Below are 24,537 nucleotides of genomic sequence, written 5' to 3'. Positions count from 1 at the left end.
ACCCCATCACTCAACACAATCAAACATAACAGACCACAACTCGACAACGCCTCCGTCGATCACAATCAAACAAAGAACACCAGCAGAAGTGTTCAATTAACGAACACGGCGGCGTAGGTTCCGCTCTGGATCAGTTCGCGCAACGAAGCGAGTTCTCATGCAAACCCCCACATACGCCCCCACCTATCTGGCGGCGGAGCTACGACTCCCCACCAACTGGCTGGACTACACGATCCTGGCGATCTACTTCGTCGTCGTCCTCGGCATCGGCTTCGCCGCCCGCCGGTCGGTCAAGACGAGCCTCGACTTCTTTCTCTCCGGACGCTCGCTGCCCGCCTGGATCACCGGCCTCGCCTTCATCTCGGCGAACCTGGCGGCCACCGAGATCCTCGGCATGGCCGCGAACAGCGCCCAGTACGGCGCCTACACCGTCCACTGGTACTGGATCGGCGCCATCCCCGCCATGGTCTTCCTCGGCCTGGTGATGATGCCCTTCTACTACGGCAGCAAGGTCCGCTCGGTCCCCGAGTTCCTGCTGCTGCGCTTCGACCGGGCCGCCCACCTGCTCAGTTCGATCCTGTTCGCGTTCGCCGCGATCCTCATCGCGGGCGTCAACCTCTACGCCCTCGCGATCGTCGTCGAGGCCCTGCTCGGCTGGCCGCAGTGGGTCGCCATCGTCGTCGCCGGCGCCTTCGTCCTCGCGTACATCACCCTGGGCGGTCTGTCCTCGGCGATCTACAACGAGGTCCTCCAGTTCTTCGTGATCCTCGCCGCGCTCATCCCGATCACCGTCCTCGGCCTGAAGAAGGTCGGCGGCTGGGGCGGGCTGACCGACAAGCTCACCGCGACCCACGGCGCCGACTTCACCACGGCCTGGGGCGGCACCGGCATCGGCCACGCCAACCCCCTCGGCGCCAACTGGCTCACCATCGTCCTCGGCCTCGGCTTCGTGCTCTCCTTCGGCTACTGGACCACCAACTTCGCCGAGGTGCAGCGCGCCCTGTCCGCGAAGAACCTCTCCGCCGGCCAGCGCACCCCGCTGATCGCCGCCTACCCGAAGATCTTCATCGTCTTCCTGGTGATGATCCCGGGCCTGGTCGCCGCCGCGCTGATCCCCAAGTTCGGCACCGCCGGGTCCGGCTACCAGTACAACGACGCCATCCCCTTCCTGATGCAGGAACTGCTGCCCAACGGTGTGCTCGGCATCGCCGTCACCGGTCTGCTGGCGGCCTTCATGGCGGGCATGGCGGCGAACGTGTCGTCGTTCAACACGGTGTTCACCAACGACATCTGGGCCAAGTACGTGGTGCGGGGGCGTGAGGACGGCTACTACGTCCGCTTCGGGCGCCTGATCACCGCGATCGGCGTCTGCGCCTCCATCGGTACGGCGTTCCTGGCGTCCTCGTTCTCGAACATCATGAGCTACCTGCAGACGCTGTTCTCCTTCTTCAACGTGCCGATGTTCGTCGTGTTCATCGTCGGCATGTTCTGGAAGCGGGCGTCCGCGGCGTCCGGGTTCTGGGGCCTGCTCGCCGGCACCACCGCCGCGATGATCAACTACTTCGTCTTCTACAAGGAGGGCATCATCTCGATCCCCTCCGACCAGGGCGCCAACTTCGTCTCCGCGATCGCCGGCTTCGTCGCCGGCGCGGTGGTGATGGTCGCGGTGTCCCTGTTCACCAAGCCGAAGCCGGCTCAGGAGCTGCAGGGCCTCGTCTACGGCACCCGCTCCCCCGGCATGTCCGAACCGCCCGCCGAAGGCGACGACGCGTGGTACCGCAAGCCGGCCCTGCTGGGCTGGGGCGCGGTCGTTCTCGCCGCCGCCTGCTACATCCCGTTCTCGTTCTGACGCGGGAGGATCGAGGAAACCATGACCGAGCATCCTGAGCGCCCCGACCGTCACCACTACACCGAGGAGGAGGTGGCGCGGGAGGTCGCCGAACTGGAGACCAAGTCCGCGACGGCGGCCCGGATCTTCGACCTGCGCCGCATCATCGGCGGACTGTTCGTGGTCTACGGCGTCATCGTCACGATCACCGGGATCACCGACTCCCAGGCCGCGATCGACAAGGCCGAGGGCGTCAACATCAACCTGTGGACCGGGATCGGCATGCTGCTCCTGGGCATCTTCTTCCTGGCCTGGCTGAAGCTCCGCCCCACGCCTCCGCCGCTTCCTCCGGAGGGCCTGCCGGAGGAACGAGAGGGGGCCTGACGCTCCGTTCCCGACTGAGGGCACGCGGGGGACATACGGCCGTACGTCGGCTGCGGGCGCGCGGGGGCTGGTCGCGCAGTTCCCCGCGCCCCTTCGGGGCGCTCCCCGCCGGCCGTAGCCTGGGGGCAGCCGTACCCGCGTAGCCCGCCCGTACCCGCCCCGCCCCAGCGCAGGGCGTCTAATCGGGGACCGTGCCCGGCAGGGGGCCCGCGCGGTCCAGTAGGCCGGTCCTCGCGGCCAGCGCCGCCGCCTCCAGCCGGGACCCCACCCCCAGCTTCATCAGCACGCGTTGGACATGCGTACGGGCCGTGCTCGGGGCGATGCCCATGCCCGCCGCGATCCGCCGCGTGTCCTCCCCGTCCGCCACCCGGACCAGCACCTCCACCTCCCGCGGCGTCAGCATCTCCAGCAGCCGCTGGGCCTCGTCGTCGGGCTGGGCGGCCGGGTTCAGCAGTTCACTGAACGCGCCCTGGAGCAGCAGCGGAGCCACCGCCGCCTCCCCGGCCCGGGCCTTCATGATGGCCCGCTCGACCCCCTCGATCCGCTCGTCGTGCCGCACGTACCCCGACGCCCCCGCGGCGAAGGCCGCCGCGATCCCGCGCGGCGACGGCACCGGGCCCAGCACCAGCACCGCCACCTGCGGACGCTCCCGCTTGATCTTCACCACCGGGTCGAAGACCCCCGGCTCGGCCGGCGCCGCCGTACCCAGCAGGCACACCTCGGGCGCCCGCGAGATCACCAGGTCCGCCGCACCCGCCGCCGGCGCCGCCGCGGCGACCACCCGGTGCCCGCGCAGCTTGAGCGCCGACGCCAGCGCCTCCGCGAGCAGCCGATGGTCGTCCACGACCATGAGCCGCACTCCCATACCCCAACCCCCCAGTCCCCCCGGCACCCCCGCCCTTCATGCCCCCGGAAGCTACACGCTTGTTCGACGTCGCGCTGCCCCTCTTCATGAGAAGTGCCCCGGATCGATGAAATCCGGGGCACTTCTCGGCAAGTCACCCATTCGAGCGAGACCGGCGAACGGCGGGGCCGAAGGGTCAGCCGTCCGTGCCGAAGGCCATCACCAGGTACTCCTTGCTGTAGGAGGACATGCCCCGCTCCTTGGCCCACACGGCGGACATGTACAGCCGGCCCTTGCCGAAGAGCAGCTCCGCGTACTCCGGCAGCAGGTTGGTCTCCGAGTCCCGCACGCTCTTCGTGGACGGGTTCTCCAGCAGCGTGGTCGCCTTGAACGAACCGCCGTCGATGCTGACGACCTGGCCGCCCTTGTTGTAGGGCGGCGCCTTGTAGGCGAGCAGGTTGCGTCCGTCCAGGCGCAGCGGGGAGAGGGTGTAGCCGTCCCCGGCCTCGGCGCGCTGGCCGGTCGGCTTGCCGGTCTTCAGGTCGAAGGCGACGATCTCGTTGGTCTTGGAGAACTCGCCCGAGCCGTCGTGCGACTCGGTCATCAGGTACAGCCTGCCGTTGCCCGCGACGACCTGCTTGCAGGCCTCGATCCGGGTGATGCCGTCGCAGCGGCCGCCGTAGGTGTCGCCGGGCGCGGAGATGCGGGCGAGCAGCTTGCCGGTCTTGTTGTCGATGGAGAAGTAGTCCGAGACACCGCTGCCGTCACCCGCGCTCTGGCCGACGTCGGCCGCGACCACCAGCGGGTCGGTGGAGACGATGGAGGGGTAGTCGACGCCGTCCGGCATCCGGTACTCGGAGATCACCTTGCCGTTGGCCGGGTCGATGGTCTGGATGTTCAGCTGCGGGCTGTCGTACTCACCGCACTTGCGCACCGCGACCAGCCGGGTGCCGCCGCCGTACCCCACGTCACGGCAGGTGTCGTCCGGCTTGGGCTGCCACAGCGCCTTGCCGGAGCTGATGTCGAACGCGGCGCCGCCGTCGGAGCTGCCGACCGCGACGGTGTGCTGGGCGACCGTCACGTTCTGGTAGGTGATCGGGAAGTCACCGGACTCGACGGTCTTCGTCCACAGCTTCTTGCCCGCGGTGAGGTCGATCGCCGCGATCTGGCTGCAGCCCGCGGAGGAGCCCTTCGCGGGCATCTTGGGCTGGAAGGTGATCGCGGTCAGGCCGTCGGAGGTGACGTGGCGGCTGCCCGCGCAGATCGGACCGGGCAGCTTGAGCGTCCACAGCTCGGTGCCCTTGGCCGGGTCGTAGCCGACGATCTCCGCGATGCCGCTCTTGGCGTAGACGGTGTCCGTCAGCCAGGAGCCCACGGTGCTGACCGTGTCGTCCGCCTTGGGCAGCGGCACCTCGAAGAGCACCTTGGCGGCCGGGTCGGACGGCGCCTTCTCCTTGCCGCCACCGCCGCCGGTGCCCCCGGAGCCGTCCTTGCCGCCCGTGCCGCCGCTGGAGGAGGCGGTGTTGTGCTGCTTGTCGTCGTCCCCGGAGGACTTGGCGTACCAGATGCCGCCGCCGATGATCAGCGCTATGGCGACGACCGCCGCGACGACGATGAACAGCACGGTGTTGTTCCGCCCGCCGCCGCCCGGCACCGGCTGGGGCGCCATCGGCATGGTCGGCGGCTGCCCCTGGCCCGGATAGCCGTACCCCGGCTGCCCGCCCGGCATGGGCTGCGTGGGCTGGGCGTAGGGGTTGGGCGGCTGGGCACCGTAGGCCGGGGGCTGCCCGGCGGGGTGGGCCGGCGGCTGCGGGGCGTACGGGTTCTGCTGCGCGCCCGGGTAGCCGTAAGCGGGCTGCGGCGGCTGGGCGGGCGGCTGCGGGGGCGGGACCGGCGGGTAGCCGTACCCCGGCTGCGGCGGCTGGCCGGCCGGCGGGTTCGGCGGCTGGTGCGGCGGCTGACTCGGGGGCTGGTTCGGTGGCGGCGGGGGCGGCTGGGTCATGGTTCGGGTACCTCGGGGACGCTCGGAAGGCCGTACGGCGACGGGGGACTCGGGAGGGACGGGCTCGGGACCGGCAGGGGCGCCGGGCTCAGTTGCCGAAGGCCATCATGAGCTTCTCCTTCGAGTCGTCGTCCCCGGACAGCCGGCCGGAGGAGATGAAGAGCCGCCCGCCGGTCCAGTCGACGACCCCGTCGTAGAAGGTGTTCTCCACCTCGGCGGCGCCCTGCGGGTTCTGCAGCAGCCGGGTCGTCTTGTGGGAGGAGCCGGTGACCGGGATCGACACCACCTGGCCGCCCGTGTCGTACGACGGCTGCACGTACGCGATGAGCTTGCCGTCCTCGACCTTCACCGGCGACATCGGCTCGTCCGCCGGGGAGTCGACCCGCCACTTCGCCTTGCCGTCGGCCAGGCTGATCGCGACGATCTCGTTGGCGCTGATGGTGGAGTCGGTGGGCAGGTACAGCATGTTCGCGTCGACCGCGACACCCTGGCAGCCCTGCAACTCCCGCTCCAGGACGGCCCAGCCGCACCGCGGGGCGAACTTCTCGTTCACCTTGACCTCGGAGCGGAACTTGCCGTCCTTGGTGAAGGTGGAGATGTTCCAGGTCTTCTTGTCCCGGTTGGTCAGGTAGACCACGAGCGGGTCGACCGAATACGTCCGGGTGACCTCCCAGCCCTTCTTGACGGTCTGGGTCCAGCGCACCTTGCCGGTGGCCGGGTCGAGTTCCTGGATCTCCTCGTGCTCCTTGGCGGTGCCGGCGCCGCAGGAGGCGACCTGGATCAGCCGGCTGGTGCCGCCCGCGAAGGCGACCGGGAAGCAGGCCGCGCCGTACTTCTTCTTGTCGTAGAGCTTCTTGCCGGTGCCGAGGTCGTACGCCGTGCCCGACTGCGAGCGGCCCACCATCAACGTCTTCCCGCTGACCGTGAGTTCGACGGAGAGCGCGCTGTCGAACAGCCCGCCGTCGGCGACCTCGGCGGTCCAGCCCTTCTCGCCGGTGCGCAGGTCCAGCTGCTGGAGCTGGTTGCACTTGGCGCGGTCGCCGCCGCCGTTCATGTACGCCACGACGACCTTGTCGTCGGCGGACTTCTGCGGGGTGACCGCGCAGATCTTCTGCGGGAAGGTCAGCGGACCCCAGGCGGTGCCGCCGTCGGCGGCGCGGAAGGCGAAGACCTGCTTGTACGCCGCCTTCACCGCCGTGTCGCCGCTGATCCACATGCCGGGCGCGTCGGCGCCGGAGGCCGGGGCGTCCGGTGCCGGCTTGTACCAGAGCACCTTCGCCTCGCCGGCCTGGCGGCCCTTGTTGAGGTTCTCCGGGTCCGCGCCGCCGGACGTGGTCGGCGAGGAGGTGGCGGAGTGCTTGGGGTCGTCGCTGTGCTGGGCGACGGGCTTCTTCTTGCCACCGCCGTCGTCGTCGCCGCCGGACACCGCGAACACCGTGCCGCCGATGACCAGCAGCGCGGCCACCGCGGAACCGATGATCAGCGCCGTCTTCTTCCGGGAGCCCCCGGGGGCCGGGGCGGGACCGCCGGGCACGGTGCCGGGCATGCCCGGGTACGGCGGCTGCGGGTGGCCGTAACCGGGCTGCGGGGCGCCGTACGGGCCCGGCTGCTGCTGGGGTTGCTGCGGATAGCCGTAGGGACCCGGGGCGGCGCCGTAGGGACCCGGCTGCTGGGGCTGTTGTGGGTAGCCGTAGCCCGGCTGGGGCGGCTGCGGGGGTGTGGCCGGCGGCTGGGGCGCGCCGAAACCTCCCTGCGCCGGCGGGACCTGGGGGGCGGCGCCGAAACCGCCCTGCGCCGGTGGCGTCTGCGGGGCCGGGCCGAAACCTCCGCCCTGCGGCGGCTGGTCCTGCGGTGCTCCGAACCCGCCCTGCGGCGGCTGGTCGGGCGGCTGAGTCATCAGCGCTCTTCCCCCTCGTTCACTGATTTTTAGCCACGCCCTGAGGTTCGTGACGGACCCAAGGTCGCTTACAGACAGTTCTCAGACGGCTCTTTCTATCACCCGGCACAGACAGCACACGGGGCCGCGTCCTCCCCTGTTCCCAAGGGAGGACCGGCCCGTGATGCCGTTGTTATGCGCCTTCACGCCCCCTTCACGCGACGCGCGTCAGGCGTCCTCCGCCAGTTCCAGCCAGCGCAGCTCCAGTTCCTCGCGTTCCCCGGCGAGATCCCGCAGCTGGGCGTCCAGTTCGGCCACCTTCGCGAAGTCGGTGGCGTTGTCGGCGATCTGGGCGTGCAGCTTGGACTCCTTCTCGGAGATCTTGTCCAACTGGCGCTCGATCTTCTGGAGTTCCTTCTTCGCGGCGCGCTGGTCGGCGGCGCTCTTCTCGGTGGTGGCCGGCTTGGGTGCGGCGGCGGTCTGCGCGGCGACCGCCTCCTCCATGCGCCGGCGCCGCTCCAGGTACTCGTCGATGCCGCGCGGCAGCATCCGCAGGGCGCCGTCGCCGAGCAGGGCGAACACCCGGTCCGTGGTGCGCTCCACGAAGAACCGGTCGTGGGAGATGACGATCATCGAGCCGGGCCAGCCGTCGAGGACGTCCTCCAGCTGGGTCAGGGTCTCGATGTCGAGGTCGTTGGTGGGCTCGTCCAGGAAGAGGACGTTGGGCTCGTCCATGAGCAGCCGCAGCAACTGAAGCCGACGCCGCTCACCACCGGAGAGGTCACCGACCGGCGTCCACTGCTTCTCCTTGCTGAAGCCGAACGTCTCGCACAGCTGCCCGGCCGTCATCTCGCGCCCCTTGCCGAGGTCGACGCGCTCCCGGACCCGCTGGACGGCCTCCAGCACCCGCCAGGTCGGGTCGAGTTCGGCGACCTCCTGGGAGAGATAGGCCAGCTTGACGGTCTTGCCGACGGTGATACGGCCACCGGCGGGCTGCTCCTCGCCCTCGGTCCGCGCGGCCTCGGCCATGGCCCGCAGCAGCGAGGTCTTCCCGGCCCCGTTGACCCCGACCAGACCGATCCGGTCCCCCGGCCCGAGCTGCCAGGTGACGTGCTTGAGCAGCACCTTCGGCCCGGCCTGCACGGTGACGTCCTCCAGGTCGAAGACGGTCCTGCCGAGCCGCGAGGAGGCGAACTTCATCAGCTCGCTGCTGTCCCGGGGCGGCGGCACGTCCGCGATCAGCTCGTTGGCGGCCTCGACCCGGAAGCGCGGCTTCGACGTACGCGCGGGCGCGCCGCGCCGCAGCCAGGCCAGTTCCTTCCGGATCAGGTTCTGCCGCTTGGCCTCCTCGGTCGCGGCGATCCGCTCCCGCTCCGCGCGCGCGAAGACGTAGTCGGAGTAACCGCCCTCGTACTCGTACACATCGCCGCGCTGCACGTCCCACATGCGCGTGCACACCTGGTCCAGGAACCACCGGTCGTGCGTCACGCACACCAGCGCCGAGCGCCGGTTCCGCAGGTGCTCCGCCAGCCAGGCGATGCCCTCGACGTCGAGGTGGTTGGTGGGCTCGTCCAGGACGATCAGGTCCTGCTCCTCGATGAGCAGCTTGGCCAGCGCGATCCGGCGCCGCTCACCGCCGGAGAGCGGCCCGATGACGGTGTCCAGACCCTTCGGGAAGCCCGGCAGGTCCAGCCCGCCGAACAGTCCGGTCAGTACGTCCCTGACCTTGGCGTTGCCGGCCCACTCGTGGTCGGCCATGTCACCGATCACCTCGTGACGCACGGTGGCGGCCGGGTCGAGGGAGTCGTGCTGCGTCAGCACGCCGAGGCGCAGCCCGCCGGAGTGCGTCACCCGCCCGGTGTCGGCCTCCTCCAGCTTGGCGAGCATCCGGATGAGGGTGGTCTTGCCGTCGCCGTTGCGTCCGACGACCCCGATCCGGTCCCCTTCCGACACGCCGAGCGAGACGCCGTCCAGCAGGGCACGGGTGCCGTACACCTTGCTGACGTTCTCGACATTGACCAGGTTGACGGCCATTTCACTCCTGTGCGCGGGGTCGGTCAGCCTTCTAGCGTAGGCCCTCGGGGACGAGGGGCGGGGCGCGAGGGGCTTGTCACTCTTTGTGATGACGTGATCGGGAACGGGCCGCTACCGTGGAGGGCAGGCAGCAGGATCCCGTCCATGGGAGGAACCATGACCGCCGAGTCCGTGAAGCACCACCACCACTGGCCGGTGCCCCCGCCGGACGGCTACACCGTGGACGACCTGTTCACGCTGCCGGATCTCCCGCCGCACACCGAGCTGATCGACGGGAGCCTGGTCTTCGTGAGTCCGCAGCGTCACTTCCACTACGCCGCGATCCACCTGCTGGCGAACGGACTGCGCAGCACCCTGCCGTCCGGCTTGAAGGTCGCATGTGAGATGACGGTCGTACTTGACCCGCGTAACGGTCCGGAACCGGACATCTCCGTGGTCCGCAAAGAAGCCTTCACCGGCCAACGTCAGACCTACTTCGCAGCGCCCGATGTCCTGCTCGCCGTCGAGGTGGTCTCACCGGACTCCGAAGCCCGCGACCGCAACTCCAAGCCGCAGAAGTACGCCGCAGCAGGCATCCCCCACTTCTGGCTGGTCGAAATGACAGGCCAGGACGACCACATGGCGGTCCAGGTGTACGAACGTGGCGAGGCCACCGGCATCTACGCGCTGACCGGCATCTACCACGACCACCTCAAGACCAGCGTGCCCTACGACATCGACATCGACCTGAACGCCATCGACCGGTACTGAGCCCGTCAGAGCACCGTCGCCCCCGCCACCGGCCCCGCCGCCACCCGCACCGCCCTGCACGTCCCCGACACCCTCAGGGCCCCGGCCACCTTCTCCGCCGCCTCGGCATCCCGCGCGAGGAACGCCGTCGTAGGCCCGGAACCGGAGACCAGCGCGGCCAGCGCACCCGCCCCCCGACCCGCATCCAGCGTGTCCGCCAGCTCGGGGAACAGGGACAGCGCCGCAGGCTGAAGGTCGTTCGAGACGGCCGCCGCCAGCCCCTCCACGTCCCCCTTCGCCAGCGCCTCCAGCAACTCCTCCGAAGCCACCGGCTCCGGAACCTCCCGTCCTTCCGCCAGCCGGTCGAACTCCCGGAACACCGCCGGGGTCGACAGTCCCCGCCCGGCCATCGCGAACACCCAGTGGAAGGCGCCGCCGGCCTCCAGGGCGGTCAGCTGCTCACCGCGCCCGATGCCGAGGGCCGCGCCGCCGACCAGGCTGAACGGAACGTCGCTGCCCAGCTCGGCGCAGATCGCGAGCAGCTCGGCCCGCGAGGCACCCGTACCCCACAGCCGGTCGCAGGCGAGCAGCGCGCCCGCGCCGTCCGCGCTGCCGCCCGCCATGCCGCCGGCGACCGGGATGTCCTTGGCGATGTGGATGTGGACGTTCGGCTCGATTCCCCGGCGCGCGGCGAGGGCGATCGCGGCGCGGGCCGCGAGGTTGGTGCGGTCCAGGGGGACCTGGCCGGCGTCCGGGCCGTCACAGGTGACGCGGAGTTGGTCGGCCGGGGTCACCGTGACCTCGTCGTACAGGCCGACGGCGAGGAAGACGTTGGCTAGGTCGTGGAAGCCGTCGGGGCGGGCGGCGCCCACCGCGAGCTGGACGTTGACCTTGGCCGGTACCCGTACCGTGACGCTCACGCGCCCGCCTCCTTGTGCTCCGCGATCCGCGCGAACTCCTCCACCGTCAGCGCCTCCCCGCGCGCCTGCGGGGAGACCCCGGCCGCGACCAGGGCCGCCTCGGCCGCCGCCGCGGACCCGGCCCAGCCGGCGAGGGCGGCCCGCAGGGTCTTGCGGCGCTGGGCGAAGGCCGCGTCGATCACGGCGAAGACCTGCTCCTTGGTGGCGGTGGTCTTGATCGGCTCGGTCCGCCGGACCAGCGAGACCAGGCCGCTGTCGACGTTCGGCGCGGGCCAGAAGACGTTGCGGCCGATGGCTCCGGCCCGCTTCACGTCGGCGTACCAGTTGGCCTTCACGGACGGCACGCCGTACACCTTGTTGCCGGGTGTGGCGGCGAGCCGGTCGGCGACCTCGGACTGCACCATGACCAGCGTCCGCTCGATGCTCGGGAAGGTGTCGAGCATGTGCAGCAGGACGGGGACGGCGACGTTGTAGGGCAGGTTCGCGACCAGGGCCGTCGGCGCGGGGCCGGGCAGCTCGGTGACGTGCATCGCGTCGGAGTGGACCAGCGCGAAGCGGCCGGCGCGGTCGGGCATGCGCGCGGTGATGGTGGCGGGGAGGGCCGCCGCGAGTACGTCGTCGATCTCGACGGCGGTGACCCGGTCGGCGACCTCCAGCAGCGCGAGGGTGAGCGAGCCGAGGCCGGGGCCGACCTCCACGACGACGTCGTCCGGGCGGACCTCGGCGGTACGGACGATACGGCGGACCGTGTTCGCGTCGATCACGAAGTTCTGGCCGCGTTGCTTGGTGGGGCGGACACCGAGCGCTGCCGCCAGCTCACGGATGTCGGCCGGCCCGAGAAGGGCGTCGGGGGTGGGGCTGCTCACGGGACAAGGGTACGGGGGCGGACGGAGCGCGCTTGCCAGGTGCCTGGAGGCCTACCCGCGCAGCCTCGCACCGCAGTGCGGCCAAGGGCTCGTCCCCCTGCGTACGTACAGCTTCTTCGCGCGGTACGTCTGTTCCTCCGCCGACGCGTCCTGGGGGCGCCCCTTGCCGCCGAGGCTGTGCCAGGTGCGGGTGTCGAACTGGTAGAGCCCGCCGTACGTGCCGGAGGGGTCGACCGCGTGCGGCCGGCCCCCCGACTCGCACACGGCGAGCGCGTGCCAGTCCAGGTGGTCCGCGCCGGACACGGAGTCGGGCCGCGGCTTGGTGCCCACCCGCACCACCTGCTTGCGCGGCAGGCGCACCACCTCGGATCTCTCCAGGCGTGGCTTCTGCCGGACGCCGTTGACGGTGCGCAGCAGGTACGTGGTGCGCCGCAGCCCGGGCTGGCCGGGCCGGTCGACGACCTCGGTGCCCTTGAGGAGCGAGGGATCCTCGGTGCGCTCGACCCGGAACGGGATGTGCTCCTCGCGGACCTCGTGGGTACGGGTCACCCGCAGCACGGTCACCGTCTGCCCGTCGCGCGGGAAGCTGTCCGGCGGGACGGAGGTGGTGTCCTGGCCGCGCAGGGTGATCCCGGCCTCCTCGACCGCCTCCCGGACGGTGGCCGCGTTGGTGCGGATGGTGCGGGTCCGGCCGTCCGCCATGACCGTGACCGCGCGCTCGGTGCGCACGTCGAGCGCGAGCCCGGCGCGTCCGATGCGCTGGGAGCGCGAGGCCGACAGGTACGCGCCCTCGGCGCGCACCCCGAGTTCGTCCAGCGCGCCTTCCACCGTGTGCGCCGTCGTCCACACCTCGTGCCGCCGGCCGTCCAGCGTGAGCCGTACGGGGCGCCCGTACCGCACCGCGACCTCGTCGCCGCTGGCGAGCGCCGTGCCGGGGGCGGGGGCGATCATGTCGTGCGTCCCGACGCGCACACCCTCCTCGGCGAGGAGTTCGTTCACGTCGTCGGCGAAGGTGTGCAGGCTGCGCTGCCTGCCGTCGACGCTCAGCTCGATCGCCTTGTCCTCGGCGACGAAGGCGGTGGTGCCGCCGGCCAGGAAGGCCACGACCAGCGCCTGCGGCAGCAGCCGGCGCATGGGGGACTCCGGGCGCTCGGAGTCGCGGGCCCGGCGCCGGCGTGCGGCCCGCCTGTCGGCCTCGGCGGGCGGCTCGGCCTGCGGGACGGCCGGCTCCGCCTCCGGGACCACCGGCTGCGGTGCGCCGGCCGTCTGCCGGGGCAGCGGCGTCATCGGCTCGGTGACGAAGTACGCCTCGGCCTCGTAGGCGGGCCGGTAGGTGTCCTTGCCGAGGCCGTACGGCAGTGTCTCCGCGGTGTGGACGGAGGCCTCGGGACCGTAGGGGTCGTACGTCTCGTAACTCGACTTGCTCACGCCGACACGCTCCAGGGGGCCACAGGGGGTCCGGTTCGGGCCCCCAGAACCTAGCGGAGGGTCGGTCACTCTCCAAAGCGGCTCGACTACGTACTGTTGCGCCCCGAACGGGTGATCAGTAGTCGAAGGCGCGGGCGGTGTTCGCCGCGAGGGCCGTGGCCAGCGCGTCCTCGTCGATGCCGCGCACGGCGGCCATCGCGCGCACCGTGACGGGGATCAGATAGGGCGCGTTGGGGCGCCCGCGGTACGGCGCCGGGGTGAGGAAGGGCGCGTCGGTCTCCACGAGGACCAGCTCCAGCGGGGCGACGGCGAGGGCGTCCCGCAGGTTCTGGGCGTTCTTGAAGGTGACGTTGCCGGCGAAGGACATGAAGTAGCCCTCGCGGGCGCAGATCCGGGCCATCTCGGCGTCGCCGGAGTAGCAGTGGAAGACGGTGCGCTCGGGGGCGCCCTCCTCCTTCAGGACCCTGAGGACGTCGGCGTGGGCGTCGCGGTCGTGGATGACGAGCGCCTTGCCGTGCCGCTTGGCGATCTCGATGTGGGCGCGGAAGGACCGCTCCTGGGCGGCCTTGCCCTCGGGGCCGGTGCGGAAGTGGTCCAGGCCGGTCTCGCCGACGCCCTTCACCTGCGGCAGCGCGGCCAGCCGTTCGATCTCGGCGAGGGCCTCGTCCAGCGCCGCGTCGCCGCCCGCCGGCCGGGCACCCTGCCGGGACCAGCCGTCGGGGTCGCCGTGGACGATGCGCGGGGCCTCGTTGGGGTGGAGGGCGACGGCGGCGTGCACGCTCGCGTGGGCGGCGGCGATCTCGGCGGCCCACTGCGAGCCCTTGATGTCGCAGCCGACCTGGACGACGGTCGTCACGCCCACGGAGGCGGCCTTCGCCAGGCCCTCCTCGACCGTGCCGGACTGCATGTCGAGGTGGGTGTGGGAGTCGGCGACGGGCACCTGGAGGGGCGCCGGGAGCGGCGGGGCCGCCTTCTTGTCGTCGTGCTTCTTGTCGTCGTGTTCGGAGCTGGGGCCGGCGTTCGAGGGCATGCCCCGATCCTACGAAAGGGGCGTGCCCGCGCCGTCCGCCGCCCGGCTCAGCCGGTCCTGCGCTGGAAGGGGTGCAGGAGGTCGGAGAGGTGCCAGTGGCGCGGCTCCTCGGCCCGCCCCGGTACCTGCGGCAGCCGGCCCGGGCCGGCCGGCGGCACCCGGTGGTGCTGCCGCCCGGCCGCGTCGCGCACCGAGGAGACCTGGCCCGCGCGCATGATCCGCACGACGTGGCCGTCACAGTTCTGGCAGGTGGGCCGGCTGAGCGGCGACGGCACCACCCGGCCGTCGGCCACGTACAGCACGAACTCCTCCCCCTCGGCGTTCGTGTGGTGCTCTATCTCGTACGACTGCTCCCAGCCGTGCCCGCAGCGCATGCAGGCGAACGAATACGACTCGTGAACGACGGCCGTGGCCGTACCGCGGAGCCCGGTCTGCCCAGCTATGTCACTCATGCCAGCTCCCTGTTGCACGGGTGCGTCCCTCTTGGACGGGTGCGTCCCTTCGACCAGTGGACGCCTCCGCCGGCGTGAATGCATCAGGCCTGTCGAGTGTTGGAGCCGTTTTGGACATCGCTTGCCGAACCGACTCGAATGAGACGGCTGGGCTTTGCCATCGACGCCGGCCTTTTGCCCTCCCATGGGGCGCGCGCTCAGCCGAGACGGTCCCCGCTCAGGAGGGGGTGGGCGCCTGGCTCGGATCCGCCTTCTTGGCCTGGACCACGGCGTCGAACACGACCCGCTTCGGCAGCCCCGCCTCCACCGCCACCGCCGCGATCGCCTCCTTGCGGCGCTCGCCGGCCTCCTCCCGCACCCGTACCCGGCGGACCAGCTCCCCGGCGTCGAGTTCCTCCGGCCCGGTCTCGGGCGCGCCCTCGACCACGACGGTGATCTCCCCGCGCACGCCCTCGGCGGCCCACCGCGCCAGCTCGGCCAGCGGACCGCGCCGTACCTCCTCGTAGGTCTTGGTCAGCTCGCGGCAGACGGCGGCGCGCCGGTCCGCGCCGAAGACCTCGGCCATCGCGGCGAGGGTGTCGTCGAGCCGGTGCGGGGCCTCGAAGTAGACGAGGGTGCGCCGCTCGCCCGCGACCTCGCGCAGCCGGGACAGCCGCTCGCCGGCCTTGCGGGGCAGGAAGCCCTCGAAGCAGAACCGGTCGACGGGCAGCCCGGACAGGGCGAGCGCGGTGAGCACGGCGGACGGCCCCGGCACGGCGGTGACCTTGATGTCCCGCTCCACGGCGGCGGCGACCAGCCGGTAGCCGGGGTCGGAGACGGAGGGCATGCCAGCGTCGGTCACCAGCAGCACGCGCGCACCGCCGAGCAGCTCCTCGACCAGTTCCGGTGTCCGGGCGGACTCGTTTCCCTCGAAGTACGACACCACGCGGCCCTGGGGGGTGACGCCCAGCGCCTGGGTGAGCCGGCGCAGCCGCCGGGTGTCCTCGGCCGCGACGACGTCGGCGCCGGCCAGCTCCTCGGCGAGCCGGGGCGGCGCGTCCGCGATGTCACCGATGGGGGTACCTGCCAGGACAAGGGTTCCAGTCACACCCCCATCCTCCCAGGAGTTCCGGTGCCGCTTCCGGGCGCCCGCGAGCGGGGGGAATCCGACTGTCTCCCGACCGGTACCGCACATGCACGGGACTCGCACAGGCCGGTTCCCTACGATGGCGCGGTGACCAGTACCGCGTCCTCCATGGACCTCCGGCAGGACCAGGCACCGCACGACCGGCGGCCGTCGTGGCAGCAGCGGCTGCGCCGATTCGGGTACGCGCCGGCCTCGGACGCCCCCGCGGGTGACGTCCGCGACCGGCTGGTGCCGCCGTACGCCGAGCCGAGCCCCCGGCTGTGGCGGGTGCTCGGCGTGCCGCCGGTCCTCGCCGAGCGGCTCACCCGCTGGTCCGGCTGGGTCGGGCCGCTGCTGGTGACGCTGCTGGCGGGCGTGCTGCGGTTCTGGAACCTGGGCAGTCCGCGCGCGGTGATATTCGACGAGACGTACTACGCCAAGGACGCGTGGGCGCTGGTCCACCGCGGTTTCGAGGTCAGCTGGGACCAGTACGGCAAGAACGCCAACGACATGGTGCTCCAGCAGGGCGGGCACCTGGGGGTCCCGACGGACCCGGCGTACGTGGTGCACCCGCCGGTCGGCAAGTACGTGATCGGGCTCGGCGAGCTGGTCTTCGGGTTCGACCCGTTCGGCTGGCGGTTCATGACGGCGCTGCTCGGCACGCTGAGCGTGCTGCTGGTGTGCCGGATCGGCCGCCGGATGTTCCGCTCGACGTTCCTCGGCTGCCTCGCGGGCGCGCTGATGGCGGTGGACGGACTGCACTTCGTGATGAGCCGGACCTCGCTGCTCGACGGTGTGCTGATGTTCTTCGTGGTGGCCGCCTTCGGCTGTCTGGTCGTGGACCGGGACCGGGCGCGGGAGCGGCTGGCCGCCGCGCTGCCGGTGGGGCCGGACGGCCGGGTGCGGCCGGACGGGCAGGTCGCGGACGCCTTCCGCTTCGGGTGGCGGCCCTGGCGCTGGACGGCCGGCGTGATGCTGGGCCTGGCCGTGGGCACGAAGTGGAACGGCCTGTACATTCTCGCCGCGTTCTGTGTGATGACGGTCCTGTGGGACGTCGGCACCCGCAAGGTGGCCGGCGCGTACCACCCGTACCTCGCGGTCCTGAAGTACGACACGGGTGCCGCGTTCGTGGCGACCATCCCGGTGGCGCTGGTGGTCTACGTCGCCTCCTGGACCGGCTGGATCCTCTCCCCGGCCGACGGCACGGGCGGCTACTACCGCAACTGGGCGGCCACCGACGGCAAGGGCGGCACCTGGGCGTTCCTGCCGGACTGGCTGCGCAGCCTGTGGCACTACGAGCACGAGGTGTACAAGTTCCACGTCCACCTCGACCAGCCGCACACGTACCAGTCCAACCCGTGGAGCTGGATCGTGCTGGGCCGCCCCGTCTCGTACTTCTACGAGTCCCCCTCCCCCGGCGCCGACGGCTGCCCGGCGGACGCGGGCCAGAAGTGCGCCCGGGAGGTGCTGGCGATCGGCACGCCGCTGCTGTGGTGGGCGGCCTGCTTCGCGATCGGCTACGTGCTGTGGCGCTGGGCGTTCCGCCGCGACTGGCGGGCCGGCGCGATCGCCTGCGGCATCGCGGCGGGCTACCTCCCCTGGTTCCTCTACCAGGAGCGCACGATCTTCCTCTTCTACGCGGTCGTCTTCCTGCCGTTCCTGTGCCTGGCGGTCGCGATGATGATCGGCGCGATCGTGGGCCCACCGAGATCCAGCGACACCCGCCGCGTGATCGGCGCGACGGCGGCGGGCGTACTGGTCCTGCTGATCGCCTGGAACTTCATCTACTTCTGGCCGCTGTACACGGGCCAGGCCATCCCGATCGACTCCTGGCGGTCGCGGATGTGGCTGGACACCTGGGTGTAGCGGGCACAGCCGCACACGCCAGGTTTCGCCACCCGGACTCAACGCTTCATCTCCGTTCGGACAACAATCGGCAACTCCGGTCACAAGTGCCCCGCAACCGCTTACAGTGCTCCCTGCACCTGTTTTGAACGTGTTCAACAGGTCGAACGGGAGGGGAAGTCCGCGTCATGCGCAACGGGGTCAAGGCGGCCGTCGTCGGGGGTGTGTGCGTCACGCTGCTCGGCGGGGCCGGATACGGGGTGTACACCATCGCGTCCGCGCTGGACGGTGACGCCGGCACGGGGGGCGTGGCGTCCGTGAAGACCGGCCCGCCCAGCGGCTCCGAGGTGAAGGAGGCGACCGGCGCGTTCTTCGCCGCCTGGGAGAAGGGCGACACGGTCTCGGCGGCCTCGTGGACGAACTACCCGCAGGCCGCGCAGCAGTTGCTGACGGCCTTCGCCGACGACGCGCACATCGGCAAGGTGCGGATCACGCCCGGCAGACCGGCCGGCGACACGGTGCCGTTCACGGTGCGGGCGACGGTGTCGTACGACGGCGTCTCCCGGCCGTTGTCGTACCGCAGCACGCTGACCGTCGTACGCGGCGAGACCTCGCACCGCCCGCTGGTCGACTGGCAGCCCTCCGTCGTGCACCCCCGCCTGCGCAAGGGGGACACGCTCAGCACCGGTGAGTCCAGCGCGCCGGAGATCGAGGCCGTGGACCGTGACGGGAAGGTGCTCACCCGGGTGACGTACCCGTCCCTCGGTCCGGTCCTGGACGAGCTGCGCAGACGGTACGGCGACAAGACCGGCGGCCGGCCGGGAGTCGAACTCGTGGTCCGGCACCAGGCGGCGGCGGACGGCAGCCAGCCCGCGGACACCCCGCTGCTCACCCTCGCCAAGGGCAGGCCCGGCAAGCTCCCGACGACGCTCAGCGCGAGCGTGCAGGCGGCGGCCGAGGCGGCCGTGGAGAAGTACCCCGAGTCCTCCGTCGTGGCCCTCAAGCCCAGCACCGGCGAGATCCTGGCCGTCGCCAACAACCGCAAGGACGGCTTCGACGCGGCCCTCCTCGGCGAACGCGCCCCCGGCTCCACCATGAAGATCATCAGCGCGGCGACCCTCATCGACAACGGCCTGACCACGGCGAACGGCCCGGCGCCCTGTCCGCCGTCGGCCGTCTGGCAGAGCCAGACCTTCCAGAACCTCAAGGGGCTGGCGCCGAACGAGCACGCCACCCTCGCTGACAGCTTCGCCCGCTCCTGCAACACGGCGTTCGTGAAGTTCGCGGACGAGGTGAAGGCCGACTCCCTCACCCGGGAGGCCCAGGACCGGTTCGGGCTCGGGCGGAACAACTGGCAGGTCGGCGTGCCTACCTTCGACGGCCGGGTCCCCGCCTCCGGCGGCCCGGACACCGCGGCCAACCTGATCGGCCAGGGCCAGGTCCAGATGAGCCCGCTGAACATGGCGTCCGTGACGGCGACCGCGAAGACCGGCACCTTCCGCCAGCCGCTGATCGTGCCGCTGAAGCTGGACGGCCGGACCCCCGCACGCGCGCGTGGCCTGTCCTCGGGCACGACCCAGCAGCTGCGCGCCCTGATGAGCCGCACCGCGCGCAGCGGCACCGCGGCGGGCCTGCTGGGCTCGATGAGCGGGGACGTCGGCGCGAAGACCGGCTCAGCGGAGGCCGACGGGGTGGCCGGGTCGGACAGCTGGTTCGCCGGGTACCGGGGCGACATGGCAGCGGCGGCCATGGTCCAGGACGGCGGGCACGGGGTCGACGCCGCCGGGCCGATTGTCGCAAGCCTGCTACGGATCGCCGGCTGAGATCACCCGCGGAGGCGGGGACTTTAAGGTGAGTGCCGTCGTTGGGGAAGTGTGAGGGCTGCGGGGACCCTGGGGAAAGGTGCGGAGGAACTGAGGCTGTGGGGAAGAGAAGGCGCGTCGCCGAGCGACGGAAGACCCGCCCCGCCGTGCTCGGCGGGATGATCGCCGTGGTGGTCGGCGGCGCCGGGCTCGGCGTCTACGCGCTGTACGGCGGGGCCGCGGCCGACGAGCGGACCGCCGCCACGGCCGACCACCAGGCCGTCCGGACCGGCCCGCTCACCGCGGCCGAGGTCCGCACCGCATCCACCCGTTTCCTCACCGCCTGGCAGCAGGGCCGGGTCACCGAGGCGGCCGCCGCCACCGACGACCCGTCCGCCGCCGGCAAGCTCCTGACCGGTTACGCCAAGGACGCCCACCTGAAGGACGTCACGCTCACCCCGGGCAGGGCGAAGGGCGCCACGGTCCCGTTCTCCGTGAAGGCGACGGTGTCCTACCGGAAGCTCAGCAAGCCGCTGGGGTACGGCAGTTCCCTCACCGTCGTGCGCCGGGCGAGCGACGGCAGGCCGCTGGTCGACTGGCGCTCCGCCGTGGTCCACCCGGACCTCCGGGACGGCGACACGCTCGTGACCGGCGAGTCCGGCACCCCGCCGGTCAAGGCGCTGGACCGGGACGGCGGCGAGATCACGGCCGCCAGGTATCCGTCCCTGGGCACGGTGCTGGACGGCCTGCGGGAGAAGTACGGCAAGAAGGCGGGCGGCACGGCGGGCGTCGAGCTGCGCGTGGTGCGCGGCAAGGCGGCCAAGGCCGCGAAGCTGTCCGACAAGACCCTGGTGGAGCTGAGCAAGGGGACGCCGGGCACGGTGCGGACGACGCTCAGTCCCACCCTGCAGACGGCGGCCGAGCAGCAGGTGGACAAGCGCGCGCGTGCCTCGGTGGTCGTGCTGCGGCCCTCGACCGGTGAGATCCTCGCGGTCGCCAACAGCGGGCACGGCTTCAACACCGCCTTCCAGGGCTCCCTCGCGCCCGGCTCCACGATGAAGGTCATCACCTCCTCGCTGCTGATCGAGAAGGGCCTCGCCTCGGCGGACAAGGGGCATCCCTGTCCGAAGACCTCCAAGTACGGCGGCTGGACGTTCCACAACGACGACGACTTCGAGATCAAGGGCGGCACGTTCAAGGCGAGCTTCGCCCGGTCCTGCAACACCGCCTTCATCAGCCAGGCGAAGAAGCTGGAGAACGACGACCTGACCAAGCAGGCCCAGCAGGTCTTCGGGCTGTCCATGAACAACTGGTCGATCGGTGTGCCCACCTTCGACGGCTCGGTGCCGGTGCAGTCGGCGGCGCAGATGGCGGCCTCGCTGATCGGGCAGGGCGGGGTGCGCATGAACCCGCTGAACATGGCCTCGGTCGCGGCGACCGTGCAGTCCGGCGGCTTCCACCAGCCGTACCTGGTGTCCCCGTCGGTGGACCACCGCACGCTGGCCACCGCCTCGCGCACCATGTCGGCCGGGACGCTGTCCCAGCTGCGCGAGCTGATGCGGTACACGGCCGCCTACGGCACCGCCGCCGAGGCGATGTCGGGGCTCGGACCGGACTACGGCGCGAAGACCGGCTCGGCGGAGGTCGACGGGCAGAAGAAGCCGAACGGCTGGTTCACCGCCTACAAGGGCGACCTGGCCGCCGCGGGCGTGGTCCAGGCGGGCGGTCACGGCGGCGACACGGCCGGGCCGATCGTGGCGAAGCTGCTGAAGCTCGGGAGCTGACCGGCTCCCGGCGGGGTCAGCCTCGTACGGGCTTGGCGGGGTCAGCCTCGTACGGGCCTGGCGGTGTAGGTGCGGCGCAGGAACCGGAGCAGCGTCTTCGACTCGAACTGCACCACTTCGACGCCGTGGTCGGTGTGGAACTCGACCACGGCCTGGACGCGCCCGCAGGGCCACACCCGGACGTCGCCGCTCTCGGCCGGCGCCAGCAGCCCCCGTTCCAGGAGCGCGCGCGAGAAGGTCCACTCGTGCGGTCCGGGCAGGCCCACACGGACCGACCGGGGATCGGTGTCGGGGTCGTACCGCAACACGACGGGTACGGCCCCGGGGTCCTCCTCGTCCGTGACGATATGAGCGCGCGCGTACTGCTCGACTACAGACATCGGACCGCCCTCTCACGCACCGTGACGTATATGAAAGCTGTGCATCCGCTTTCCATCCAGAGTCGCACACTTTCCGGTTCGCGCCCCGGTGAGAGACGAGACCCTGTCTCTCTTGCAAGGAGTTCGCAACAAGGGCCTAAAATCGTCGGGTGCATGTACCTGACGGATTCATCGACGCCCCGACCTCGGCGGTCACCGGAGTGGTAGCCGCCGGCGCCCTCGCGGTCAGCCTGCGCGGCGCCCGCCGTGAACTCGACGAGCGGACGGCCCCGCTGGCCGGCCTGGTGGCGGCGTTCATCTTCGCCGTACAGATGCTCAACTTCCCCGTGGCCGCCGGAACCAGCGGCCACCTCCTCGGCGGGGCCCTGGCCGCGATACTCGTCGGGCCCTGTACGGCCGTGCTGTGCGTGTCGGTCGTGCTGCTCATGCAGGGTGTGCTGTTCGCCGACGGCGGGCTGACCGCGCTCGGCGTGAACATCACCGACATGGCGATCGTCACCACGATCGTCTCGTACGCCGTCTTCCGCGCACTGCTCGCCGTGCTGCCCCGCAAGCGGCGCTCGGTGACCGTCGCCTCCTTCGTCGCGGCGCTGGTGTCCGTGCCGGCCGCCGCGGTCGCCTTCACCCTGATCTACGCGGTCGGCGGCACCACCGACGTCTCCATCGGCAAGGTCGCGACCGCGATGATCGGCGTGCATGTGCTGATCGGCATCGGCGAGGCGGTCATCACCGCGCTCACCGTCGGCGCCGTCATCGCCGTACGCCCGGACCTGGTGCACGGCGCGCGCGGCCTGCGCCAGCGGCTCCAGTTGCGGGTGAACGGCGCACTGGTGGACGCCCCGGCTCCCACGGCGCCCGTGGCGGCGCGCACCTCGCGGCGCACGCTGTGGGTGACCGGCCTGGTCACCTCGCTCGTCCTCGCCGGCTTCGTCAGCTTCTACGCCTCCGCGGACCCCGACGGCCTGGAGAAGGTCGCGCACGACAAGGGGATCGACAAGAAGGCGAAGGAGCACGCCGCGTCGGACTCGCCGCTGGCCGACTACGGCGTCAAGGACATCTCCGACGCCCGGCTGTCCGGCGGCCTCGCGGGCGTGATCGGCGTCGGTGTCACGGTCGTCGCGGGCAGCGCGGTGTTCTGGGCCCTGCGCAGGCGCCGCAGCGACGACGTCTCTCCCGTGAACACCGGCGTCTGACGTGGGAGCGGGACACGCGCACCGGCTGTACCGGCACGGACACTCGCCCGTGCACGGCCTGCCGCCGCACACCAAGCTCGCCGCCGCGTTCCTCTTCGTGGTGGTCGTGGTGTCGACCCCGCGGGAGGCGATGTGGGCGTTCGCGGTCTACGCCGTACTGCTCGCCTGTGTGGCGTACCACGCGCGCGTGCCCGCGGGCTTCCTGCTCAGGAGGCTGCTGATCGAGGTGCCGTTCGTCGCGTTCGCGGTGCTCATGCCGTTCGTGGCGGAGGGCGAGCGGGTGCACGTGCTCGGGCTCTCGCTCAGTGTGAACGGGCTGTGGGGCGCCTGGAACGTGCTCGCCAAGGGCACCCTCGGCGTCGCCGCCTCCGTGCTGCTGGCCGCCACCACCGAGCTGCGTGAACTCCTGCTCGGGCTGCAGCGGCTGAAGCTGCCGCCGCTGCTCGTGCAGATCGCGTCCTTCATGATCCGCTACGGCGACGTCATCACCGACGAGATGCGCCGGATGCGGATCGCCCGGGAGTCGCGCGGCTTCGAGGCGAAGGGCGTACGGCACTGGGGCGTGCTCGCCAAGTCCGCCGGCGCGCTGTTCATCCGCTCCTACGAGCGCGGGGAGCGGGTGCACCTGGCCATGGTGAGCCGGGGGTACGCCGGTGCGATGCCGGTCATCGACGAGGTGACCGCGTCCGGCGCGCAGTGGCGGCACGCCCTGGCCCTCCCCTGCGCCGCCCTCGTCGTCTGCCTGCTGGGATGGATGCTGTGATGGTTCCTGTGACTGCTTCTCTGGAGGTCTCCGGCCTCGCCTTCGCCTACCCGGACGGGCACCAGGCCCTGTTCGGCGTGGACTTCTCCCTCGCCCGCGGCGAGCGGGTCGCCCTCCTCGGCCCCAACGGCGCCGGCAAGACGACCCTGGTGCTGCACCTCAACGGCATCCTGAGCGGCGGCACGGGCACGGTGACGGTGGCCGGGCTGCCGGTCGGCCGGCAGCACATGGCCGCGATCCGGCAGAAGGTCGGCATCGTCTTCCAGGACCCGGACGACCAGCTCTTCATGCCGACCGTGCGGGAGGACGTGGCGTTCGGGCCGGCCGCCGCCGGGATCAAGGGGGCGGCCCTGGAGGAGCGGGTGCGCACGGCGCTGGAGCGGGTCGGGATGCAGGACTTCGCCGACCGGCCGCCGCACCACCTGTCCTTCGGGCAGCGCCGCCGGGTCGCGGTGGCCACCGTGCTCGCCATGGAGCCGGAGATCCTCGTCCTGGACGAGCCGTCCTCCAACCTGGACCCGGCCTCCCGCCGGGAACTCGCCGACATCCTGCGCTCCCTGGACGTCACGGTCCTCATGGTCACGCACGACCTGCCGTACGCCCTGGAGCTGTGCCCGCGCTCGCTCGTCCTCAGCGACGGGGTGATCGTGGCGGACGGTCCGACCGGCGAGCTGCTGTCCGACGACGAGCTGATGCGGGCGCACCGGCTGGAGCTGCCGTTCGGCTTCGACCCGAAGTCCGTGACAATGGGCGCGTGACGAACGAGGACCCGGCCGTCGAGGGCTCGCTGCTGCTGGACGACCAGCTGTGCTTCGCGCTGTACGCGGCACAGCGCGCGGTGACCGCCGCGTACCGTCCGCTGCTGGACGACCTCGGGCTCACGTATCCGCAGTACCTGGTGCTGCTGGTGCTGTGGGAGCGCGGCGAGACCAGTGTGAAGGAGCTGGCGGGCGCCCTGCGGCTGGACTACGGCACCGTCTCGCCGCTGCTGAAGCGGCTGGAGGGCGCGGGCCTGGTGCGCAGGGAGCGCGCGCCGGGCGACGAGCGCTCGGTGCGGGTGGCGTGCACCGGGCGCGGCGAGGAACTCAGGGAGCGCGCGGCTCGGGTGCCCGGCGCGCTGCTCACGACCACGGGGCTCGGCGCCCAGGAGATCGCGCGGTTGCGCGAGGAGTTGTGGAAGCTCACCGAGCGCGCCGACGCGGCGGCCGACCGGCACTGATCCCGCGTTACCCGCGGTTGCCCACCCCTGTGGGTGAACTCTGACCTACCGGC

21 protein-coding genes are annotated in these 24,537 nt (G+C 71.5%); 10 read left to right on the top strand and 11 right to left on the bottom strand.

Annotated elements, in window-relative coordinates; all coding sequences use genetic code 11:
* The first annotated feature begins 157 nt into the window (after positions 1 to 157).
* Together ACZ4U1_RS10905 and ACZ4U1_RS10900 are read left to right on the top strand one after the other, a co-directional pair.
* Positions 158 to 1,849 (top strand): sodium:solute symporter family protein, encoded by a 1,692-nt coding sequence (locus ACZ4U1_RS10905; RefSeq protein WP_467902062.1) that lies wholly within the window; start codon positions 158 to 160, stop codon positions 1,847 to 1,849.
* Positions 1,850 to 1,870: 21 nt separating this feature from the next.
* On the top strand, positions 1,871 to 2,212 hold the full coding sequence (locus ACZ4U1_RS10900) for a hypothetical protein (RefSeq protein WP_467902060.1): 342 nt from the start codon (positions 1,871 to 1,873) through the stop codon (positions 2,210 to 2,212).
* Between the two features lie 178 nt (positions 2,213 to 2,390).
* Here ACZ4U1_RS10900 and ACZ4U1_RS10895 read toward each other — a convergent pair whose 3' ends face one another.
* The 4 genes from ACZ4U1_RS10895 to ACZ4U1_RS10880 form a co-directional block, all read right to left on the bottom strand.
* Positions 2,391 to 3,077, bottom strand: coding sequence for a helix-turn-helix transcriptional regulator (locus tag ACZ4U1_RS10895; RefSeq protein WP_467902059.1), 687 nt, complete (start codon positions 3,075 to 3,077; stop codon positions 2,391 to 2,393).
* A 175-nt stretch (positions 3,078 to 3,252) separates the two neighbouring features.
* Positions 3,253 to 5,058, bottom strand: coding sequence for an outer membrane protein assembly factor BamB family protein (locus ACZ4U1_RS10890; RefSeq protein WP_467902057.1), 1,806 nt, complete (start codon positions 5,056 to 5,058; stop codon positions 3,253 to 3,255).
* 88 nt (positions 5,059 to 5,146) lie between these two features.
* Positions 5,147 to 6,955, bottom strand: coding sequence for an outer membrane protein assembly factor BamB family protein (locus tag ACZ4U1_RS10885; RefSeq protein WP_467902056.1), 1,809 nt, complete (start codon positions 6,953 to 6,955; stop codon positions 5,147 to 5,149).
* A 207-nt stretch (positions 6,956 to 7,162) separates the two neighbouring features.
* On the bottom strand, positions 7,163 to 8,968 hold the full coding sequence (locus ACZ4U1_RS10880; RefSeq protein ID WP_467902055.1) for an ABC-F family ATP-binding cassette domain-containing protein: 1,806 nt from the start codon (positions 8,966 to 8,968) through the stop codon (positions 7,163 to 7,165).
* A gap of 156 nt (positions 8,969 to 9,124) precedes the next feature.
* Between ACZ4U1_RS10880 and ACZ4U1_RS10875 the strand changes: the two genes are divergently transcribed.
* Positions 9,125 to 9,718 (top strand): Uma2 family endonuclease, encoded by a 594-nt coding sequence (locus ACZ4U1_RS10875; protein ID WP_467902053.1) that lies wholly within the window; start codon positions 9,125 to 9,127, stop codon positions 9,716 to 9,718.
* Between the two features lie 5 nt (positions 9,719 to 9,723).
* Here the strand turns inward: ACZ4U1_RS10875 and ACZ4U1_RS10870 are convergent, their stop codons facing one another.
* From ACZ4U1_RS10870 to rsmI, 6 genes are all read right to left on the bottom strand, one after another.
* A complete protein-coding gene (locus ACZ4U1_RS10870) occupies positions 9,724 to 10,617 on the bottom strand; it encodes a 4-(cytidine 5'-diphospho)-2-C-methyl-D-erythritol kinase (RefSeq protein ID WP_467902051.1) in 894 nt (297 codons plus the stop codon).
* Positions 10,614 to 11,483 carry a 16S rRNA (adenine(1518)-N(6)/adenine(1519)-N(6))-dimethyltransferase RsmA gene (gene rsmA, locus ACZ4U1_RS10865; protein WP_467902049.1) on the bottom strand — a complete coding sequence of 290 codons (870 nt, stop codon included), beginning with the start codon at positions 11,481 to 11,483 and terminating at the stop codon, positions 10,614 to 10,616. The genes ACZ4U1_RS10870 and rsmA overlap by 4 nt, the downstream gene beginning before the upstream one ends.
* A gap of 51 nt (positions 11,484 to 11,534) precedes the next feature.
* The gene (locus tag ACZ4U1_RS10860) at positions 11,535 to 12,911 is read right to left on the bottom strand and encodes a ubiquitin-like domain-containing protein (RefSeq protein ID WP_467902047.1); all 1,377 of its coding nucleotides are present in this window, start codon (positions 12,909 to 12,911) and stop codon (positions 11,535 to 11,537) included.
* Positions 12,912 to 13,026: 115 nt separating this feature from the next.
* Complete coding sequence (locus ACZ4U1_RS10855) at positions 13,027 to 13,941, bottom strand: TatD family hydrolase (protein WP_467902045.1); 915 nt, start codon at positions 13,939 to 13,941, stop codon at positions 13,027 to 13,029.
* A 47-nt stretch (positions 13,942 to 13,988) separates the two neighbouring features.
* Positions 13,989 to 14,393 carry a hypothetical protein gene (locus tag ACZ4U1_RS10850; RefSeq protein ID WP_467902043.1) on the bottom strand — a complete coding sequence of 135 codons (405 nt, stop codon included), beginning with the start codon at positions 14,391 to 14,393 and terminating at the stop codon, positions 13,989 to 13,991.
* A 217-nt stretch (positions 14,394 to 14,610) separates the two neighbouring features.
* Entirely contained in the window at positions 14,611 to 15,480 is an 870-nt protein-coding gene (rsmI, locus tag ACZ4U1_RS10845) for a 16S rRNA (cytidine(1402)-2'-O)-methyltransferase (protein WP_467902041.1), read from the bottom strand.
* Between the two features lie 126 nt (positions 15,481 to 15,606).
* On the opposite strand from rsmI, the gene ACZ4U1_RS10840 reads away from it, so the two are divergent.
* The 3 genes from ACZ4U1_RS10840 to ACZ4U1_RS10830 all read left to right on the top strand — a co-directional run bounded on the left by ACZ4U1_RS10840 (position 15,607) and on the right by ACZ4U1_RS10830 (position 20,929).
* Positions 15,607 to 17,364 carry a dolichyl-phosphate-mannose--protein mannosyltransferase gene (locus ACZ4U1_RS10840; protein WP_467902039.1) on the top strand — a complete coding sequence of 586 codons (1,758 nt, stop codon included), beginning with the start codon at positions 15,607 to 15,609 and terminating at the stop codon, positions 17,362 to 17,364.
* A gap of 167 nt (positions 17,365 to 17,531) precedes the next feature.
* Positions 17,532 to 19,166, top strand: a complete 1,635-nt coding sequence (locus ACZ4U1_RS10835; RefSeq protein WP_467902037.1) for a penicillin-binding transpeptidase domain-containing protein — start codon at positions 17,532 to 17,534, stop codon at positions 19,164 to 19,166.
* A gap of 98 nt (positions 19,167 to 19,264) precedes the next feature.
* Positions 19,265 to 20,929 (top strand): penicillin-binding transpeptidase domain-containing protein, encoded by a 1,665-nt coding sequence (locus tag ACZ4U1_RS10830; protein WP_467902035.1) that lies wholly within the window; start codon positions 19,265 to 19,267, stop codon positions 20,927 to 20,929.
* A 41-nt stretch (positions 20,930 to 20,970) separates the two neighbouring features.
* Here the strand turns inward: ACZ4U1_RS10830 and ACZ4U1_RS10825 are convergent, their stop codons facing one another.
* Positions 20,971 to 21,309, bottom strand: a complete 339-nt coding sequence (locus ACZ4U1_RS10825; protein ID WP_467902033.1) for an SsgA family sporulation/cell division regulator — start codon at positions 21,307 to 21,309, stop codon at positions 20,971 to 20,973.
* A gap of 149 nt (positions 21,310 to 21,458) precedes the next feature.
* Between ACZ4U1_RS10825 and ACZ4U1_RS10820 the strand changes: the two genes are divergently transcribed.
* From ACZ4U1_RS10820 to ACZ4U1_RS10805, 4 genes are read left to right on the top strand one after another with little or no spacing between them, the layout of a single operon-like run.
* On the top strand, positions 21,459 to 22,502 hold the full coding sequence (locus ACZ4U1_RS10820) for an energy-coupling factor ABC transporter permease (RefSeq protein WP_467902031.1): 1,044 nt from the start codon (positions 21,459 to 21,461) through the stop codon (positions 22,500 to 22,502).
* A gap of 1 nt (position 22,503) precedes the next feature.
* Positions 22,504 to 23,265, top strand: coding sequence for a cobalt ECF transporter T component CbiQ (cbiQ, locus tag ACZ4U1_RS10815; protein ID WP_467902029.1), 762 nt, complete (start codon positions 22,504 to 22,506; stop codon positions 23,263 to 23,265).
* The gene (locus ACZ4U1_RS10810) at positions 23,265 to 24,023 is read left to right on the top strand and encodes an energy-coupling factor ABC transporter ATP-binding protein (RefSeq protein ID WP_467902027.1); all 759 of its coding nucleotides are present in this window, start codon (positions 23,265 to 23,267) and stop codon (positions 24,021 to 24,023) included. Before cbiQ ends, ACZ4U1_RS10810 begins: the two co-directional genes overlap by 1 nt.
* Complete coding sequence (locus ACZ4U1_RS10805; protein WP_467902026.1) at positions 24,020 to 24,484, top strand: MarR family winged helix-turn-helix transcriptional regulator; 465 nt, start codon at positions 24,020 to 24,022, stop codon at positions 24,482 to 24,484. The genes ACZ4U1_RS10810 and ACZ4U1_RS10805 overlap by 4 nt, the downstream gene beginning before the upstream one ends.
* Positions 24,485 to 24,537 lie beyond the last annotated feature (53 nt).

This window comes from Streptomyces sp. NPDC028928, from assembly GCF_055564915.1.
The sequence above is the reverse complement of the archived record's forward strand: the minus strand, read 5'-3'. Positions and strand labels throughout refer to the sequence as shown.

Bases quoted from the DNA above. Each gene is read 5' to 3' on its own strand.
- ACZ4U1_RS10890 (WP_467902057.1), bottom strand. From the start codon at position 5,058: ATGACCCAGCCGCCCCCGCCGCCACCGAACCAGCCCCCGAGTCAGCCG.
- ACZ4U1_RS10885 (WP_467902056.1), bottom strand. From the start codon at position 6,955: ATGACTCAGCCGCCCGACCAGCCGCCGCAGGGCGGGTTCGGAGCACCG.
- ACZ4U1_RS10835 (WP_467902037.1), top strand. From the start codon at position 17,532: ATGCGCAACGGGGTCAAGGCGGCCGTCGTCGGGGGTGTGTGCGTCACG.
- ACZ4U1_RS10875 (WP_467902053.1), top strand. From the start codon at position 9,125: ATGACCGCCGAGTCCGTGAAGCACCACCACCACTGGCCGGTGCCCCCG.
- ACZ4U1_RS10905 (WP_467902062.1), top strand. From the start codon at position 158: ATGCAAACCCCCACATACGCCCCCACCTATCTGGCGGCGGAGCTACGA.
- ACZ4U1_RS10825 (WP_467902033.1), bottom strand. From the start codon at position 21,309: ATGTCTGTAGTCGAGCAGTACGCGCGCGCTCATATCGTCACGGACGAG.
- ACZ4U1_RS10895 (WP_467902059.1), bottom strand. From the start codon at position 3,077: ATGGGAGTGCGGCTCATGGTCGTGGACGACCATCGGCTGCTCGCGGAG.
- ACZ4U1_RS10880 (WP_467902055.1), bottom strand. From the start codon at position 8,968: ATGGCCGTCAACCTGGTCAATGTCGAGAACGTCAGCAAGGTGTACGGC.
- ACZ4U1_RS10900 (WP_467902060.1), top strand. From the start codon at position 1,871: ATGACCGAGCATCCTGAGCGCCCCGACCGTCACCACTACACCGAGGAG.
- ACZ4U1_RS10855 (WP_467902045.1), bottom strand. From the start codon at position 13,941: ATGCCCTCGAACGCCGGCCCCAGCTCCGAACACGACGACAAGAAGCAC.
- ACZ4U1_RS10850 (WP_467902043.1), bottom strand. From the start codon at position 14,393: ATGAGTGACATAGCTGGGCAGACCGGGCTCCGCGGTACGGCCACGGCC.
- ACZ4U1_RS10810 (WP_467902027.1), top strand. From the start codon at position 23,265: ATGGTTCCTGTGACTGCTTCTCTGGAGGTCTCCGGCCTCGCCTTCGCC.